13 protein-coding genes are annotated in these 15,779 nt (G+C 55.3%); 3 read left to right on the forward strand and 10 right to left on the reverse strand.

Annotated elements, in window-relative coordinates:
• Positions 1-28: 28 nt before the first annotated feature.
• The 9 genes from Poly41_RS04115 to Poly41_RS04145 form a co-directional block, all read right to left on the reverse strand.
• A complete protein-coding gene (locus Poly41_RS04115) occupies positions 29-352 on the reverse strand; it encodes an ArsR/SmtB family transcription factor (RefSeq protein WP_146524600.1) in 324 nt (107 codons plus the stop codon).
• A 129-nt stretch (positions 353-481) separates the two neighbouring features.
• Positions 482-730 (reverse strand): hypothetical protein, encoded by a 249-nt coding sequence (locus tag Poly41_RS04120; protein WP_146524601.1) that lies wholly within the window; start codon positions 728-730, stop codon positions 482-484.
• A gap of 275 nt (positions 731-1,005) precedes the next feature.
• Positions 1,006-3,915, reverse strand: a complete 2,910-nt coding sequence (locus Poly41_RS04125; protein WP_146524602.1) for an Ig-like domain-containing protein — start codon at positions 3,913-3,915, stop codon at positions 1,006-1,008.
• On the reverse strand, positions 3,857-5,542 hold the full coding sequence (locus tag Poly41_RS04130; RefSeq protein ID WP_315853708.1) for a S8 family serine peptidase: 1,686 nt from the start codon (positions 5,540-5,542) through the stop codon (positions 3,857-3,859). Before Poly41_RS04130 ends, Poly41_RS04125 begins: the two co-directional genes overlap by 59 nt.
• 194 nt (positions 5,543-5,736) lie before the next feature.
• On the reverse strand, positions 5,737-5,934 hold the full coding sequence (locus Poly41_RS04135; RefSeq protein ID WP_146524603.1) for a hypothetical protein: 198 nt from the start codon (positions 5,932-5,934) through the stop codon (positions 5,737-5,739).
• A gap of 143 nt (positions 5,935-6,077) precedes the next feature.
• The gene (locus Poly41_RS33810; protein ID WP_197231051.1) at positions 6,078-6,215 is read right to left on the reverse strand and encodes a hypothetical protein; all 138 of its coding nucleotides are present in this window, start codon (positions 6,213-6,215) and stop codon (positions 6,078-6,080) included.
• A 30-nt stretch (positions 6,216-6,245) separates the two neighbouring features.
• The gene (locus Poly41_RS04140) at positions 6,246-8,687 is read right to left on the reverse strand and encodes a hypothetical protein (RefSeq protein ID WP_146524604.1); all 2,442 of its coding nucleotides are present in this window, start codon (positions 8,685-8,687) and stop codon (positions 6,246-6,248) included.
• Entirely contained in the window at positions 8,671-8,814 is a 144-nt protein-coding gene (locus tag Poly41_RS34765) for a hypothetical protein (protein ID WP_231615383.1), read from the reverse strand. The genes Poly41_RS04140 and Poly41_RS34765 overlap by 17 nt, the downstream gene beginning before the upstream one ends.
• A gap of 226 nt (positions 8,815-9,040) precedes the next feature.
• Entirely contained in the window at positions 9,041-10,651 is a 1,611-nt protein-coding gene (locus tag Poly41_RS04145) for an ATP-binding response regulator (protein ID WP_231615384.1), read from the reverse strand.
• Between the two features lie 22 nt (positions 10,652-10,673).
• Between Poly41_RS04145 and Poly41_RS04150 the strand changes: the two genes are divergently transcribed.
• Entirely contained in the window at positions 10,674-10,925 is a 252-nt protein-coding gene (locus Poly41_RS04150) for an RNA polymerase sigma factor (protein WP_261344881.1), read from the forward strand.
• Between the two features lie 13 nt (positions 10,926-10,938).
• On the opposite strand, the gene Poly41_RS04155 is transcribed toward Poly41_RS04150, so the two are convergent.
• Complete coding sequence (locus Poly41_RS04155) at positions 10,939-12,639, reverse strand: TolC family protein (protein ID WP_146524605.1); 1,701 nt, start codon at positions 12,637-12,639, stop codon at positions 10,939-10,941.
• Between the two features lie 289 nt (positions 12,640-12,928).
• Here Poly41_RS04155 and Poly41_RS33815 point away from each other — a divergent pair, with 289 nt between their 5' ends.
• Together Poly41_RS33815 and Poly41_RS04170 are read left to right on the forward strand one after the other, a co-directional pair.
• The gene (locus Poly41_RS33815) at positions 12,929-13,327 is read left to right on the forward strand and encodes a hypothetical protein (RefSeq protein WP_197231052.1); all 399 of its coding nucleotides are present in this window, start codon (positions 12,929-12,931) and stop codon (positions 13,325-13,327) included.
• 280 nt (positions 13,328-13,607) lie between these two features.
• Positions 13,608-15,686 carry an efflux RND transporter periplasmic adaptor subunit gene (locus tag Poly41_RS04170; RefSeq protein WP_146524607.1) on the forward strand — a complete coding sequence of 693 codons (2,079 nt, stop codon included), beginning with the start codon at positions 13,608-13,610 and terminating at the stop codon, positions 15,684-15,686.
• Positions 15,687-15,779: the final 93 nt, after the last annotated feature.

A 15,779-nucleotide genomic window follows, 5' to 3' on the forward strand; every position in this document is an offset into this window, starting at 1 on the left:
GTATGCGATTGGCGTGTTGGAAAAAATATTACAGGTTGGTGACAAATGCCTTCAACTGAACCAGCCGCTCGGGGTTGATGCAGTAACAGACCTTCGGCCCATCGACTTCGCCCTGGATCAGCCCCGACTCTTTGAGAATTTTGAGGTGCTGTGAGACGGTCGATTGAGCGAGCGGCAAACAATCAACAATTTCGCCGCAAACGCAAGCTTCACGACCGATCAGAAGCCGCACGATTTGCACGCGAGCCGGATGAGCGATCGCCCAAGCAAGACGCGCAAAATCCTCCGCCGTCGGATCAGCCTTCAGCTTCACCGGTGTCGCATCACATCGTTTCTTGCTGGGCTTTTGCATTCGCTTGTCTCCAATATCGTTAATCTACGATATACGATATGTAATCAAGCCTCGTTGTCAATGGCGACTCCCAAAAAAAAGTTCGAGAGCCTGGATCTTTCGACACCCCATCGGACTCTTCTCACTCCATCAATCGACGCAAAGCGTTGAAGTCACTTCGGATGATCGGTGGTGGCGCCATGAAAGTACGGGGTGAAAACTGTTGGCGATCATCTGCCAGGCAATCTGACGTAGCGACTCGGCTGCCTCACGAGCAGATGGATCCTGTACTAGCTTCAGCACCCGTTCCGCTTCGACCAGCGCGACACGAGTATAGGTCGGGCTGTTGTGTTCGTTGAAACCGCCGCGATGCATTGCATGCTCGACACACTTTTTCATTCGTAAAGGCGTTTTCGGTCGCTTCGGTTGACGAATACGGCCGAGATGGGCTCGCAGTACGAAGCTCGTTTCTTACGCCAACGGCGTTCGATTCCGCAGCCCAGGGTCGACGCGAAGCGGCTTACCCTGGGTTCACGTTGCGGGCAACGATTCCGTACGCCGAAGGTGTTCTACAAAACGACGGCCTCGAACGGACACCTTAATGAGCCGTCGTTGCGTTATCGCAGTTTCCTGTCTAGCGTATCAGGGGTTGCTCTGGAAACCGGGGTCGATGTTTAGGAGATCAAGATGTCGAGCAACGCCTCATCCATCGAACCTTCGTTGTCGTCTTCGTCATCCATGGCCCACCATTGGTCGACGGCCTGTGGGGTGATCGGGGAACGACTTTGGATCGCGCTGCGAGTTCGCTGATTGAGATGGTTGATGGTGACCAGTGCGTCAAGCGGTGTCACAGCTCCGTCCTGGCTCAAATCCAAGTGCGATGGGTTGTCATGCGACCGATTCGTGTTGAGGTGGTTGATCACCAATAACGCATCCATTGAGGTCACCCGGCCGTCGCCGCTTGCGTCCATTGCAGTAACGGATGCACGAAGTTCCTCGACAGGTGGGTCGATGATGAAGTAGGCCACCTGCTCCGTTGTGTGATAGCGTTCGGTGTCTCGAGCTTGGTCTTCATCAATCGCGAAGTTGATCGTATTGCCAGTCGGCGTGATTGGGTCGTTTCCGTACAAAACGGCCCAACCTCCGTTGCCACCATCCATGGCTGCTTGGCTAGCGACCGCTGTTTTGGAATTCGGCATCGCCTGATAGCTGTAGCTGTACGCAGGCGAATCTCCAACTCCCCGGATCGAATCGCCACCTAGGGCAGCCACATACCGAAGGCCTTCGATTTCAGCGGTACCGGTGGTGCTGGTTTCGATAACGATGTACCCGAGCGTTTCGTCGGAGCGTGTGTTGTCCGAGTCCTCGCCGACGTGCTTGCCAACGGTCAACGCGCTACTTGTTGGCGCTGCGGAGCGGCTGCTACCACTGGCCCAGAAGACCGACCAGTCGGGATCGTTATAGGACATCACTTGGCCGAGGACCACGGGCTGACTGTACGATTGCAGGTAGCTCCGAGACTCACCGACCCACGAATTGTTCTCATCCGTTCGTGTCGAGTTGAACGTGACGGCTTCCATCTTGTAGCCTGGTTCGTCATAGAAGCCCGCTTCGACCACCACGTAGTGCACACGAACGTCGCTGAGCGAGCCTCCACCGGCCGAGTCGACACGAACGTCGAATTGGTTGCCCGAAGCATTCTGAATCCTGGTGACCCCTGGGGCGTCGCTCGAGTCGTAGTTGGGCGTCGCGATCACAACCATGTTGTCGTAGGTATGTGAGAGCACCACTGTGGTCCAGCCACTGCTGCCAACGCCTGTAACAACGCCGTGGGCAAGTTTGGGACCTGACGCGATGGGCGTAACATCGATGGTGACCGTAGCCACGTTGGAATCCAACTCACCGTCATTCAGCGTGTAAGTGAAGCTGGCTAGACCAGAAAAACTTGCAGAGGGTGTGAAGCTCACCGTGCCATTTTCGTTGACCACGGCGGTACCGTTGGTGCTGCCAATAATTGCGATTGAAAGCGATTCACCGTCCACATCGGTATCGTTGTCCAGCACATCAATCACAACAGGTGTGTCCATCGGAGTGTTGGCCAAGTCGTCGACCGCCACGGGGGCATCGTTGACCGCTGTCACTGTGACGAGGAAACTGTCCTGGGCGTAGGCTCCCGAGCCATCGGTTCCACGGATCGTGACCGTTGCGGTGCCGTTCTGATCGGGCTGGTAGTCGAGTGTGAGGACGTTGTCGAGCAACGACGCCGTGACCAGACTGCTGTTACTATTGGCTTGGACCGATAGAGTAACAAGATCACTCGCGTCGATATCGCTGAACATGCCGGTGAGATCAATCACAGAATCGGCTGAATCCTCGGTGACGTCCAGGTCGTCGATCGGCTGGTTCAGTATTGGAGCATCATTCACCGACGTGACGCTGATGCTGACCGTCGCTGCGGCGCTTTCCGCTATTCCATCGCTCACCGTGAAGGTGAAACTGTCCAGCCCGCTGTAGTTGGCTGCTGGCTCGTAGGTCAGAGCCGGGGCCGTTCCGGCGAGCGTCCCATGAGTTGGTCCAATCGTGACTGTGTAGGTCAGCGTGTCGCCATCTAGATCACTGCCTTGCAACGTCACGGGTTTGGAATCGTCCTCGGGCAAGACAATCGATTGAGATTCTGCTGTTGGAACATCATTCACAGAATTCACGGTCAGCGTGACGATCGCTTGATCGGAATTGCCAAAGCCGTCGTTGGCTACGTAGCTGAAACTATCCGTTCCAGCGAAGTTCGCTTCGGGCGTGTAGTTGAATGAACCGTCCTGATTCAGATTCAGTTGACCGTGTGAGACACCGCTGATGATGTTTGCCGTGATGGGGTCACCGTCGTCATCGCGGTCGTTTCCCAAGACGCCAGGAGTTGCCACATTGATCGGCTGGTCTTCGTCCACATCGTAGGAATCATCGTTGGCAACCGGAACGCTATTCACTCGATTGACCATGATCGTCACGGTGGCAGTATCAGAGACCAGGGATGAGTCCTGGACGCGATAGGTGAAGCTGTCTTGACCGTAGAAACCGTCCTCGGGCGTGTACGTGAAGGATCCGTCCTCGCCGAGCCAGACGTCGCCGTGGCTTGGATCGCCGACAATAGCGGCACTTAGCGTATCCGCATCAACATCGGAGTCATTGGCCAGCACTCCACTGGCTGGTACGACAAGGCTCATGTCTTGATCCACAACATAGTCGTCGTCGACTGCTACGGGTGCATCATTGACCGGGGTGACACTCACCATGACGGTTCCCGTATCAACACCGCCATTCCCATCGGCCAGCGTGTAGGTGAAGCTGTCGCTGCCGTGATAGTTGGCATCGGGTGTGTAGGTGATCGTGCCATCTGCGTTGTTTGCAATTGTTCCATGAGCAGCCACGCCGATGGAATCCACGAGCAGGCTGTCCCCATCGGGATCAGAGTCATTAGCGATAACATTCATCACGACCGCCGTATCCTCATCGGTGGTCGCCGAGTCATCAGTCGCCGTCCACTCCGACGTCGTCCACGCCCGTGACCGTGACCGTTTGAGGCACATCCCAATTGACAGGGGTAAAGGTCATGCTTGATACCGAGACGGTACCTTCGGTGGTGTCGCTCGATGACAAATCAAACGAAACATCGGCCGTCGGCATCGTATCCAAGACAACGTCAAATGTCGCAGTCTGGCCGGATTCCGAAGTGACCAACCCCGCGGTGGGATTCACCGTGATTCGAGGGTACGGATCATGGTCTTCCGCCCACCCCAGTCTTTCAACGTGATTGTCGGGACTGTCCGGGTTGGGATAGGGTGGATTGGGAATTTGTAACCCCTCGGCGCCGTACCAATCCATTGCCTCGTCAATCATCGCCTGGCGAATGGCGTACACTCCCGAGGCATCTGTGGCTCGACCATTCTTGGCAATGTAGAGCGCCGCAAGACCCGCTGCGTGGGGCGCCGCCATACTGGTTCCGCTGCCGACCGCATAACCACCGCCGATATACGTGGAATTGATGTCCACCCCTGGCATCATCAGGTCAATACCCAATCCGGGCGACGTGACAACGTTGTTGTCGTCGTACCACGATACGCGCCCGAAGTCGGGACCTTCATCATTGCTGTAGTTGCTGAAGTCTGCGTAGGTGTCATCCGGGTAATTCCCATAGCTCGTATTGTCGCCATGTCCTCCTGATTGCCCATCGGTATCCGCGATCGCGCTGATCGTGGCCACTTCCGGGTACACCGCTGGGATCGTGTCATCGGAAGTGCCAAAGTCAAAGTCAGTCCCAATGATGTCGCGATAGGAATTACCCGATGCGGCAACATAGACGACGCCAGCCTCCACGCTTTCTTTGATTGCGTCATGGTAGGCTTGGCTGACACCGAGACCACCGAGGCTCATGTTGGCGACCTCGATCTTATCCGCATTTGCTGTGACCCATTCGATCCCTTCGATAATGTCCGACAAGTTACCGTTGGTATTGCTGTCCAAGACTTTCACGGCCCACAGCCGAGCCCCAGGAGCGACCCCCACCACGCCAATGTTGTTGTCGAGTGCTCCCGCGATTCCCGCAACGTGAGTCCCATGACCATTGTCGTCGTCGTAACCAGTGTCCGTACCCAGAATGGCGTTGTACCCGCCCGCGACGTTCAGATCTGGATGGTCGATATCAATGCCTGAATCAATGATCGCAATGTCAACATCCAATAGCTGGTTAGTGCCGTCGATCTTTGCGGTTGAATTCAGGTCGGCTTGAATTCGATCAACACCCGTGGGCACGATCTGAGCAAAGGCCTGCATCGGCAAATCGGGTTCGACATACTTGACTCGCGGATCTTCACGCAATAACTGCACCGCTTCGCTTGACATTTCGCCCGCGAATCCATTCACTGCGTGCTCGAAGACATGGGAGATTCGGCCGCCTCGATCTCGGACTTGGTTCTCCGCCATGGTGCGCGATTGCTCGACATGGTCGTTCCAAACAACGATCACCCGCTCCAGTCGATTATTGCCATTCTGAATCAGATCGTTCATTGGCGTCATCGGGGTGGCTGCCAACAATCGACGGTCTTCGAGGGTCTCGATTTTCGCACGCCGCGTTCGCAGACGCCGTTTCGATTCGGCCGCTTTGCGAGAAGGGAGCTTGCGACGTTGTTGCTTTGATTGCAGGAGAGGGGTGAACATGATGGAGAACCCTTTTCGATTGAGGAAAGACGTTTTTGGGTTTGTCCATCTGCCTTGCCGGTCTTTGCCACAACCAGGCAAACGGGCATGTTCTCACGAGCACAAAAATGGGCCGTGTGGGGACGTTGCCTTGTCCAACGAGGGGCGTGGTCTACGTCGATCGCCGGGCGGATCTTGCGGTTGGCGGTTAGGCGCTATGTCATTGGCAAGACCTCGTCAAGGTTCGTGGTGTGCCGTGGTTCGTAGCCCAGCGTACAAAGCCTCGCCCTGGGCTTTCGAATCGAACCAGGCATGTGTACGGAAAGAAGGTGTCGACTCCGCTGCAGCGGCTTGGTATTCCATGAGGGGTTGCCCTCTTCGATCTGCTTGAGGATTTGCGTGACGTCACTCATCTTGAGAAACCCAAATCATTGGAGTTGTGCGCATTCTCCCCCTTCGAGAGCGAAGAAACAAGCAAAGCTATGGCCTGACACGCAAGCTTCGAAAAACACTACAAGGCGGGTTGGACATCTCCCAGTGCTAGTTCAGCATTGCTCTAACCCCGCTTGCCTAAACGGAAGACGACGTCACCGCGGCCATCGGGGCTTCCAGCCTCGTACTGCAGTTTCGCTTGATCGTCCTTGCCATCGGCGCCGACCGAGTAAAACACTCGTTGACCCTCTATCGTGGTCATCCTCACACGAAACCGCTTGGCCGCGGAGGTTTAAGCGTCGTCCGGATCGGAGAGCTGACGCACCCGGAATCTTTTGACGTGATACCGGACGGAAACGTCCGGCAAATAGAACAACTGCACCTGTCGCCATCGCCCAATTTGAATGATTCCCTCATGTTCGGTTGGGCCCTCGACCGTTCGTAAGGATTCCAAATTCCCAAAGATCTCCACACCACTGGGGCGGACTTCCATTCGCATCTGGGCCTTCGAGGAGCCATCGGTGTTGAAAGCCTGAATGACCGATCCGCCTTGATTCGTACGGGGGCGGGTAAGCTCAAATCGCCAGCTGCCAGGTTGGAATCGTACCATCATTCCCAGCCCACCGGTGTCAACCGTGTCTTCATGAAACATCGGACCCGCAACCAACGCGATGCCATACGGGTCTTGCGTGTCGCTGTCGAGCAACTCGACTTCCAATTCGAGTTCCAATGGCATGGGGAAATGGAGCCGCGGCCTGAGCACGTCCTCGCTGCTCTTGATTGAAGAGGACAGTACGAATCCATCGTCTCGTTCCTCAACCTCGTAGTCTCGAACGAACCACCCGATAAGATCTTCGTTGATCTCCAAATCAACCCATTGTCCTTGATGGAAGGTCGTAGCCCATTGATGGCATTGCCGCACCGTTTTGACAAAGAGGTTGTCCTGATCGTCGACGAATTCCTCGAGGGCTTCCAGGTCGTGGCCGATTTGCTTCCAATCCGTTGCGTTCTGGTGCTCGCCGTGGGACAAGACGCGTTGGTGCAGTTGTTGACACAGCAATTTTGTGCGATCGTCATAGACCGCCAACAAGGACCGAAGTAGTTCGAGGTCGAGGAAGTAGGAGCGACACGCCGCAGGAGTCATGCTGTCCGGCTCGTTTTCGAGCAACCAGGCAACATCCTCATAGCGTCCGCAATCCCAGAGAATCTTCGCGATGACGGTAAAGCAATCCGCTGCAACAACCCCTCTCGCTTCTGCGGATGCCATGGTGCGGCGATAGTCAAGAACTTTGGATGCTACCATCAAGATTTGAAGATCCGAGTCGGCGGGTGTCTGCCACGATCGTTCCGAAAACGCGCCGTCCAAAAAGAAAGTACTGAAGTAGGGGATCGCCGTGTCTTGCTGTGTGCAATTGGCACAGAGCGCTGCGATTTGCATCGCGTCGTCCGCGGACCCGACATTGACCGGTTTCATCTGGCGCAGGTAGGTTTCGTAAACATCGGGATCATCGCATACGACGCGAAGGGCGAGGCGAAACCAATGGTGGTTCGGTCGCCCTGTGGAACCCCATAGGCTTTGCTCTTCGATCAATCTCGTGAGCAATCGGACCGAGTTGGGACGATCGCACCACGCTCGGACCAGCAATTGCCCGCGCAGACTTGTGATTTTATCGACACCGGGCGGCAACTTTTCTGTGTTCCGCCATAGATTCCTCAGGTTCCAAACCTTGCCTCCAAGATAATGGGTCACGCCGTGCGCGAAATAATTCCGCACCCAGACCGGGAGATCTTCCTCAGGTAGCTCCGCGATCTTGAGGGCAAAGTCGCCTTCGGCGTGTCGGTTGCCCATGGCAGCATAGCCACTCAAGTAAGGAAGTACGAACTCCATGAAGGGGGGCTTGTCAGCGAATTTCTCGATCATGCTGAAAAACACTGCGTGAGCATCGATCACTCGAAAGCCCATATCGCTATAGTCCACATCAAAATCGTAGCGAGCCGAGTGGGCATAGATGACGAACTTCAATAACTCGCATGCTGGCTTACCGTCGATCGCGTCAACCGCTTGCTTGTACGCAGCACGACGTTCGACGCTCTTATTGGGAGCGCTGATGATTTGACCGTACAGGAGAAGTGGGTCTCGGTTGCCGTTGGCGTAGGCTTCGTCCAAAATGGTTTGTTGAGACTCAAGTCGAAGTTGCCTCGCAATACGTCGACGCAACTCTGTCTCGAGTGCACCGCGAAGCCTGTCATTCTTTGGTTGCGCCCCCTGGCGGCTGTCATAGTCCGCCATCAAATACTCGACCACCGGAAGAAACTGTGCTGCTCGCTGCTCAATCGTCGGGTAGCCGGAGTCGGGGAGGAGTGGTGTCTGCATCGGATCCCTCAACGCTTGGCGAAGGTGGGGGTCCTCCTTGACGAGCCGAGCCTCGGTCGCCCTGAGCACTTCGTTCGTTCCCTCTGCCTGCTTCGCAAACAGCTCGAATGCGCGGATCAGCTCCTCCGTAATTTCAACTTCGATTTCGTCGTCCGGGACGCTGTATCGAGCCGCCAGAGTGTTCGGTTTGTATTCGCCCGCCGCAACGATGGGGGCATGATCGTCGCGGGTCAGTAGGGGCAACCAAAGGAAGGAACTCGCCCCAATGGTGACAATGGCAAGCGACAACACACCTCCGAGCACCCACCACTTCTTTTTGCCAACGAGCAGTTTTCCAGACGACTTATCGTTTTGTTTCATTGGATGGCCCCATTCCTTCGTTGTTTGCGGCCTCCATTCCCGGCATCCGAATGTCGGTTATCACGAGGTCCGGTGTGCGGCTACGACAGTGCTTCCCGCTCGATCCCAAGAAAAAACTAAGAATCATCGTGGTTGCTCCTGCGAGTGTACACCGAATATATTGCTTTCGGTGTCCACCGCCAACACCATGAAGCCGTATGGAGCGAGCGACACTTTTCCCTTTTGAATCTTGCCACCGGCTGATTCGACTCGCGATGCTTCGGTCGCACGTCCCACAACCAGAAACCCGCGACAAGTTCGTTGGCTAGGAATCAAGGACGAACAGTTCGCTAAGAACGCATAAGTGAAACAAGCTACAAATCGGCAATGCATGGGGTCGTTTCATAGGTTTGGCTTTGCATGCTCTGAACACTCTCAAGAAGGGATTGAAAAGCGATCGGTTTCACGAGATGTAGATCAAATCCCGCTTGTGCGGCCAACTCGCGCCCTTGGCTACTTCCCCAGCCTGTTAGCGCAATCAACTTGACCTCGGAAAGTTGCCTCGAACGACGCATTCTGCGAGCAACTTCGTAACCATCCATTCCCGGCAAGCCAATGTCCATCACAATCACGGCGGGGCTTTGCTCAATCGCCTTGCTGATCGCCTCGATGCCGTCGTGCGCCAGCTGAACTTGATAGCCCTCGGTACAAAATAGGTCTCGCAGTATCAACGATGCGTCAAGATTATCGTCGACCAAGAGCAATTTGCAGACGGGTTGTTTGGCTGCGACGAAACATTCACGGCCAGTGCGATTCTCCGTGGCGTCGTCTCCGTTCAAGAAATCTTCCCCGACACAATCGCCGTCCCCAACGTTGAGGGTGGGTAACGTCACGGTAAAGCAACTGCCCAAGCCCGGTCCGCGGCTTTCGGCAGACAGTGTTCCATCGTGCAAGTCAACTAAACGCTTGGCGATGGTCAATCCCACTCCCAACCCGCCGTACTCTCGAGTTCGGCTAGCGTCAATTTGTACGAAAGGCTCGAAAATGCGCTCAGCGTGGTCAGCGGCAAATCCAATTCCGGTATCGCTAATGGCAATCGACGCGGTATCGTCATGTCGTTCAAGAACGAGCGTGATCCGGCCGGACTCAGGGGTGTATTTCGAGGCGTTTCCTAACAGGTTCGCAGTCAATTGAGCAAGCCGAACTTGATCACCATTGACCCAGATCGGTGTGTCAGGAATCAAGTATTGAAACCGTTGAGATTTTACCGACATCGCATTCTCGATCATTTCGATCGCATCATCGACAGATGCCCGAAGATCAAATCGCTGAACCAACAACTCAATGTGCCCGCGACAAAAACGAGAGACTTCTAAGAGATCGTCCGTGATACGAATCAGATGCATCGTTTGACGATGGATAACTTCTCTGACACGCCGCACGGTTTTTGGCGCATCTTCGTTCCGCTCTAACAGCGCCATGCTCGACCGAATCGGTGCCAGTGGGTTCCGTAATTCGTGTGCTAACAGTGCTAAAAACTCATCTTTGCGTTTATCGGCTTGTTGCAGGTCCATCCCCAAACGGACATTCTCTGCAGCTCGGTTTTCCGCTAAGACTCGCTGACGTTCGGCGCGATCAAAAAGAAAAATTGCAACGCAATTGACAACAACATAAATCACCAATTGCACAAGCTCCGGCACACCTTCAATCCACAAATTGGAAGCTGGAGCAATGAAGAAATGAGCTGCCGCCAATGTTCCAAGTGTGATTGCAAGCACAGCAGGTCCGCTTCCTGCCACCCACGCGGTCAACAAAACGCTCAAGTAGAATAAGCTAAATGGGCACTCCTCATTTAACCAAGGTTGCAATAGCCAGCGAAACCAAATAACGACAGCCGTACTCAGGAACGCAATCGCATAGCGACCAATGTCAATCATCCACGAATGAACATTTTGGTGCTGCGCGCGGCGCGAAAGAACTAGCATTGCCAGAGATCCTCCTATAAACATGCCAGTGCTTGCTGAACGCAAAGCAATCATTACGTTTCAGGAAGAAAAGCCCACTTCGACACAAGACTTCGAGTTGTGTCATGCCCTCGCTCAACTTGCTCCCGAACTACGAGCCATCTTTATGCTTAAAGAGGAAAGCGGCTTGTCCTACCAAGAGATCGCTCAGACGCTGAACATCCCCGAAGGCACGGTCGGTTCAAGGTTAAACCGAGCACGTCGGGCATTGCGGAAGCTCCTAACGTCGTGGTGACGAGAAGCCACCCCTACGGGCAACCCACGGTCCGATCGAGCTGTGCAACCGTACCTGCCAAGGTGGCGTCGATGCGGGCGACTTGGGTCTCGAACATCAACAGCTCGCGGTAAGTTTCGATCAAGGTGAAGAAGTCAGTGCGTTTGCCTCGGTAGTCAGCGATCGAAAGTTTGAGCGTGTCTTCGGTGCGCGGAATGATGCGGTCTTTGTACAGGTCACGCTGCTCATTCAGGGCATCGGCTTGAACGATCAGGCGGCGAATTTTTCCATACAGGTCGTCGCGTTCGGCTTCCCAACGGCGGGTCGTGCTGCTGGTTCGATGCGAAGCTTCGCGGATGCCTGCATTGATTTTGTCTCGCCAGATTGGAAGGGTGGTACCAAAGCTAAGGCTGACGTTGTCATGGCCATTTGCGACGGGACTGAGCACTTTGTAGTCGTCACTGATCAAACTCCAATTGATGCCGACGTTGAAGTCTGGGAATTTTTGCAAGCAGGCCAGAGTCTGCCTGTCGCGATCACGCTGGATCTCCCAAGCAAGTCCGCGAAGTTTTGGATTGCACTGCTCGGCCATAGCGATCAACGCTTCGATTTGCTGCGGCATCGGTGTCGTTGATAGCTCGTCACGGGCTTCCGGCATCATTGCCACGGGCTGCTGAAGCAGCGTAGCGAGATCCGCTTGTGCAAGCATTTTTTGCTTGCGAAGTGTGACGAGCTGATCGTCGAGTCGATCGGTTTCAAGTTGGGCACGCAAGACGTCCTGTTGCGAACCGCCGCTACGATAGCGTGCTTCGGCAACTTTAGTCAGGTCGGCGACGAGCTCTTTTGTTTCTTCAATAATCTTGATCGCTCGCGTTGCGAACCACACTTCGTAGTAAGCCAAACGTACCGACTCGGTGATTTCTCGCTCGATCGCATCGACTTCGGCTTGAACGATTTGCACCTCGCGACTAGCGATGACGGCTTTCGTTTTCAATTTGTTTGGATAGGGGACTGCCTGATTGATCGACATCTGGTGGCCGACTCGGCCACCAGCGGTTTGAAGGGCTTGGTCTTGAAAGGGCCAGAACGTGTTGTTGAATGACGGGTCCGGCAACGCTTTGACTTGCGGGATCACATTGTTCGCGGCGGCGACGCGCTGCCTGGCCGCCATGATCTTCGGGTGCCGCGACAGGGCTTCGGCAACGAAGTACTCGACAGGTTGGCCGGGGGTTAGTGAGGAGTAGGGAGCTGGAAGTGAGGAGCTGGGAGTTGCCTCCTCTTCATCGTCGTTCTCAAGAGTTAGGGGCTCGTTTGCTTCATTTTTTCCCTTTTTATCGACATCCGATTCGTCGACTTCCTGCTCGTCAACCTCCCGATCCTCGACTCCCGACTCCTGACTCACTTCAGGCGGATCGAGCTGCAGGAAGTCTCCAAAGCTTCGTTCCTCGTCTTCCTTGGGCGGTTGAGCGAAGAGGGCCGGCGATGCGATCACCACCACCCCGTCGTTGTAGCCAACGGGCAATACCGCCGCTGTTTCCGGCTCGCTAAGGACTTGCTGCCCTTCGATGTTGCTTATCACGCCCGATGTCGGAGTCGTCACGGTCTCCTTCGCAAAGCCTGGTGCCAGCTGAACACGACGCTGAGAGGCACAACCAGACGCCGATGCGGCGACCAATGCAGCCAGTAGGAGACGTTTCGCTTGGGGTGTTCCGGGTCGAAAAGATCGCCGATCCATGACGCTGGAGTCCTGATGAGCTATAATCGAACTGGCATAGTTTGCCTAACCGGTTAATTCCTGTTGAACTCTTCGGCCAAATTTCCGATACAGTTGCTATACTGGGCATGGGTATCTTTTTCGGAACGTCATAGTGAGCAGCTCCCCCCTAATTCGTATCGCCGTTAATCTTTGTCTGATCGCTGCAATGGTGATTCAGCCGATGGTGATCGTGGCTGCGCGGGGAACATGTGCTCAAGGTCCGTGTTGTCAGGCCAAAACGGTCTGCCACGCTTGCAAATGTTGTGAAGTGAAATCGGATCTCGAGCTGTGTGGCTGCTGTAGTGGTGCCAAGGACGACGCCAGTGGTTGCTGCACCAAGGAATCCAAACAAACCAAGTATGACGAGTTGTTCGGTGAAATCCCCGCTATCGTGCCGGAGCCGCCGAGCTCCGACGTGGATGAGTTGGTTCAAGACCAAGTCGCGTTGTCATCGTGCATGTGTGGCATTCGATCGGAACCGTTTGTACCGGCACCTCATCGCATACCTGTCCCGCAGCTTCGTGAAAGGGTCTTGATTGCGTACTTGGATCACGTTGCATCGGATGCTGGGTTTTCGATTTCTCCAGATGACCCGATGTCACGATTGCCGATCGGCAGTCACTCACCGCATTTCTCTCAGCGGTTTCTTTGCATCTGGCGGATTTGATTCTGCTGCGTTAGGAGTGCTGCGCGCTTGCAGTTCTTCAAAAAACAATTTGGCTTTCAAGCGATTGATGCTGCGCGCTCCGTCCTCCTGAAGCCTTTTCCAGATGCAATTCCCACGCGATTTGAGTCGCGTCACCTAAACAATGAACCGGTCACAGCCTGGAGGCAATGACTGGTCGATGATGCGATCCCCTCCATCGCATCGTTGGCCAGTCGCCTCATGAGCTGATATTTGTGGATGGAACCACATTCGTTTGCCGGCAAACGTCGTGAGCACTGCCATGAGTCAGGATGAACCTCGTCAACCCGATGAAGCTGAACCGAACACCTCGCATGAAATCGTGAACGAGGCTGCCGATACGCAAAGCGAGGATGAATCAACACCTGCGCCCACTTCCACCGGAGCCCCCACAGAAGCGACTCACGGCGGAATGCGGTGGCTCGTGCGAACCGGCGTCCACGCAGCGACCGTTGTGATTGTCGTTGGCTTGGTGTTCTTCTTGCTAGGCCTGGCACAACGAACGAAGTGGTTGACCGCTGATGGCTTCACTGGCGGAAAAGGCGAAGCCGCGGCAGAATCCGGGGGTGGCGGAGAAAAACGATACATCTGTCCGATGATGTGTACGCCACCCTCGACGGAGCCGGGGCGTTGCCCGGTATGTGCGATGGAGTTGGTCGAAGCGACAGGCGGAGGTGGTGGCGATGGCATTTCGGTCACCATTGAATCCTCCGCTCGTCGACTCATTGGCATTCAAACCGCAATGTCGAAGTGGGGAGAAGTCAATCGCACGATTCGCACCATCGGCTCCATCGACTTCGATGAAAGTCGGCTCTCGACGATTAGCGCATACATCGACGGCCGGTTGGAGAAGATGTACGCCAATTATGCCGGCATCACGGTCAATGAGGGCGACGACCTGGCGTTGATCTACAGCCCGCAGCTCTACACCGCTCAGACCGAGTTCATCATGAGCATGAACCATGACGGCAAGATCGGACGCTTTCAAATTTCTGGTGGCGATCTGAACAAGATGGCACGCGAAAACTTGGCCGAACTAGGCATGACGCAAAGTCAGATCGAACAGTTAGGGCAGTCCGGAAAACCAATGTCGCGGATCCGCATCAAGTCACCGCAGGGGGGGACGGTGATCGAAAAGTCAGCCGTCGAGGGCGACTACGTGAAGACCGGTCACAAGTTGTATCGAGTCGCCGATCTGAGCAGCGTATGGTTGATGCTTGATCTGTTCCCCGACGACGCATCCTCCGTTCGATTCGGTCAGCAGGTTGAAGCGGAAATCCAGTCGTTGCCTGGCGAGGTGTTCACCGGCCGCGTTGCCTTCATTGATCCGACGGTCAATGCAACAACTCGAACGGTTCGTGTGCGCGTCGAGATCCTGAACTTCGACGGCAAGCTACGACCGGGTGACTATGCCACCGCTCGGGTGACGGTTCCCGCAATTCCGATGGACAAAGCTTACGATCCGGCACTCGCGAATAAATACATCAGCCCGATGCACCCACAAGTTATCCGCGACGAACCGGGGACCTGTCCGTTGTGTGAAATGGCACTCGTCCCGACCTCCCAACTCGGATTCGCAGCGGACCCCTTGCCGATGCAGCAAGTCGTCACCGTTCCACGCGACGCTGTGTTGCTGGCCGGCGAAAACAGCGTGATTTATGTCGAAACCGAGCCGGGACGTTTTGAGATTCGCCGAGTCACCGTTGGTCCGATGAATCGTACGGAAGCGGTGATTGTTGAAGGGCTTTCCGCTGGCGAGACCGTTGCGACGGGTGGCAACTTCTTGATCGACTCGCAAATGCAGCTTGCGGGCAACCCGTCGTTGATGGACCCAGCGAAGGCACCCAGCTATTCGCCAGGACCGCTTGAACTTCCCGAATCCAAACCCGTTCTGTTGGCGACCGACGCCGGCAAGACGCTTGACCGGACCTACGACGCCTACTTTGAAATTCAATGTGCCATGGCAGCTGACCAAACGCCCCCGCCCTTCGCATTGAACATGTTGGTGGAAGGACTTCGCGAGCTGGAAATGTCGGTCGGCGTTCCCGATGAAGCACAACGCCGATTCGCGACCGCTCGCCGCGCGGCCTCACGCATGGATGGCTCGTTGGAAACGGCTCGCGAAGCTTATCGCGGCGTCAGTCACGCAATGTTGCTGGCGGCCATGGTTGCTCGTGGCCCGAAAACGGCACGGTCTCTTTACCACATGTATTGCCCGATGGTTCCTGGAGGCGGTGGGGATTGGATGCAAGCGGATGATGACCTCGCCAATCCCTATTGGGGCAGCGAGATGCTCAAGTGTGGTGAGCTGGTCGCGACGCTTGCTGTGGAGGTGCGATAATGGATTCTGTTTCGCTGTCGGCCCGATGGGGCTTCCTGTTTTGGCATTTAAGCCCTCGGTTGCAAAGTGAAGGCAAGCTCAAATCCCGAAGGG

The sequence above is a fragment of the Novipirellula artificiosorum genome (genome assembly GCF_007860135.1).
GTDB classification, from domain to species: domain Bacteria; phylum Planctomycetota; class Planctomycetia; order Pirellulales; family Pirellulaceae; genus Novipirellula_A; species Novipirellula_A artificiosorum.

What these genes read in the sequence shown, in the direction of transcription:
- Poly41_RS04115 (WP_146524600.1), bottom strand. Translation starts at nt 352, where the DNA reads ATGCAAAAGCCCAGCAAGAAACGATGTGATGCGACACCGGTGAAGCTG.
- Poly41_RS04120 (WP_146524601.1), bottom strand. Translation starts at nt 730, where the DNA reads ATGAAAAAGTGTGTCGAGCATGCAATGCATCGCGGCGGTTTCAACGAA.
- Poly41_RS04125 (WP_146524602.1), bottom strand. Translation starts at nt 3,915, where the DNA reads ATGTGCCTCAAACGGTCACGGTCACGGGCGTGGACGACGTCGGAGTGG.
- Poly41_RS04130 (WP_315853708.1), bottom strand. Translation starts at nt 5,542, where the DNA reads ATGTTCACCCCTCTCCTGCAATCAAAGCAACAACGTCGCAAGCTCCCT.
- Poly41_RS04135 (WP_146524603.1), bottom strand. Translation starts at nt 5,934, where the DNA reads ATGAGTGACGTCACGCAAATCCTCAAGCAGATCGAAGAGGGCAACCCC.
- Poly41_RS33810 (WP_197231051.1), bottom strand. Translation starts at nt 6,215, where the DNA reads ATGACCACGATAGAGGGTCAACGAGTGTTTTACTCGGTCGGCGCCGAT.
- Poly41_RS04140 (WP_146524604.1), bottom strand. Translation starts at nt 8,687, where the DNA reads ATGAAACAAAACGATAAGTCGTCTGGAAAACTGCTCGTTGGCAAAAAG.
- Poly41_RS34765 (WP_231615383.1), bottom strand. Translation starts at nt 8,814, where the DNA reads ATGATTCTTAGTTTTTTCTTGGGATCGAGCGGGAAGCACTGTCGTAGC.
- Poly41_RS04145 (WP_231615384.1), bottom strand. Translation starts at nt 10,651, where the DNA reads ATGCTAGTTCTTTCGCGCCGCGCGCAGCACCAAAATGTTCATTCGTGG.
- Poly41_RS04150 (WP_261344881.1), top strand. Translation starts at nt 10,674, where the DNA reads ATGCCAGTGCTTGCTGAACGCAAAGCAATCATTACGTTTCAGGAAGAA.
- Poly41_RS04155 (WP_146524605.1), bottom strand. Translation starts at nt 12,639, where the DNA reads ATGGATCGGCGATCTTTTCGACCCGGAACACCCCAAGCGAAACGTCTC.
- Poly41_RS04170 (WP_146524607.1), top strand. Translation starts at nt 13,608, where the DNA reads ATGAGTCAGGATGAACCTCGTCAACCCGATGAAGCTGAACCGAACACC.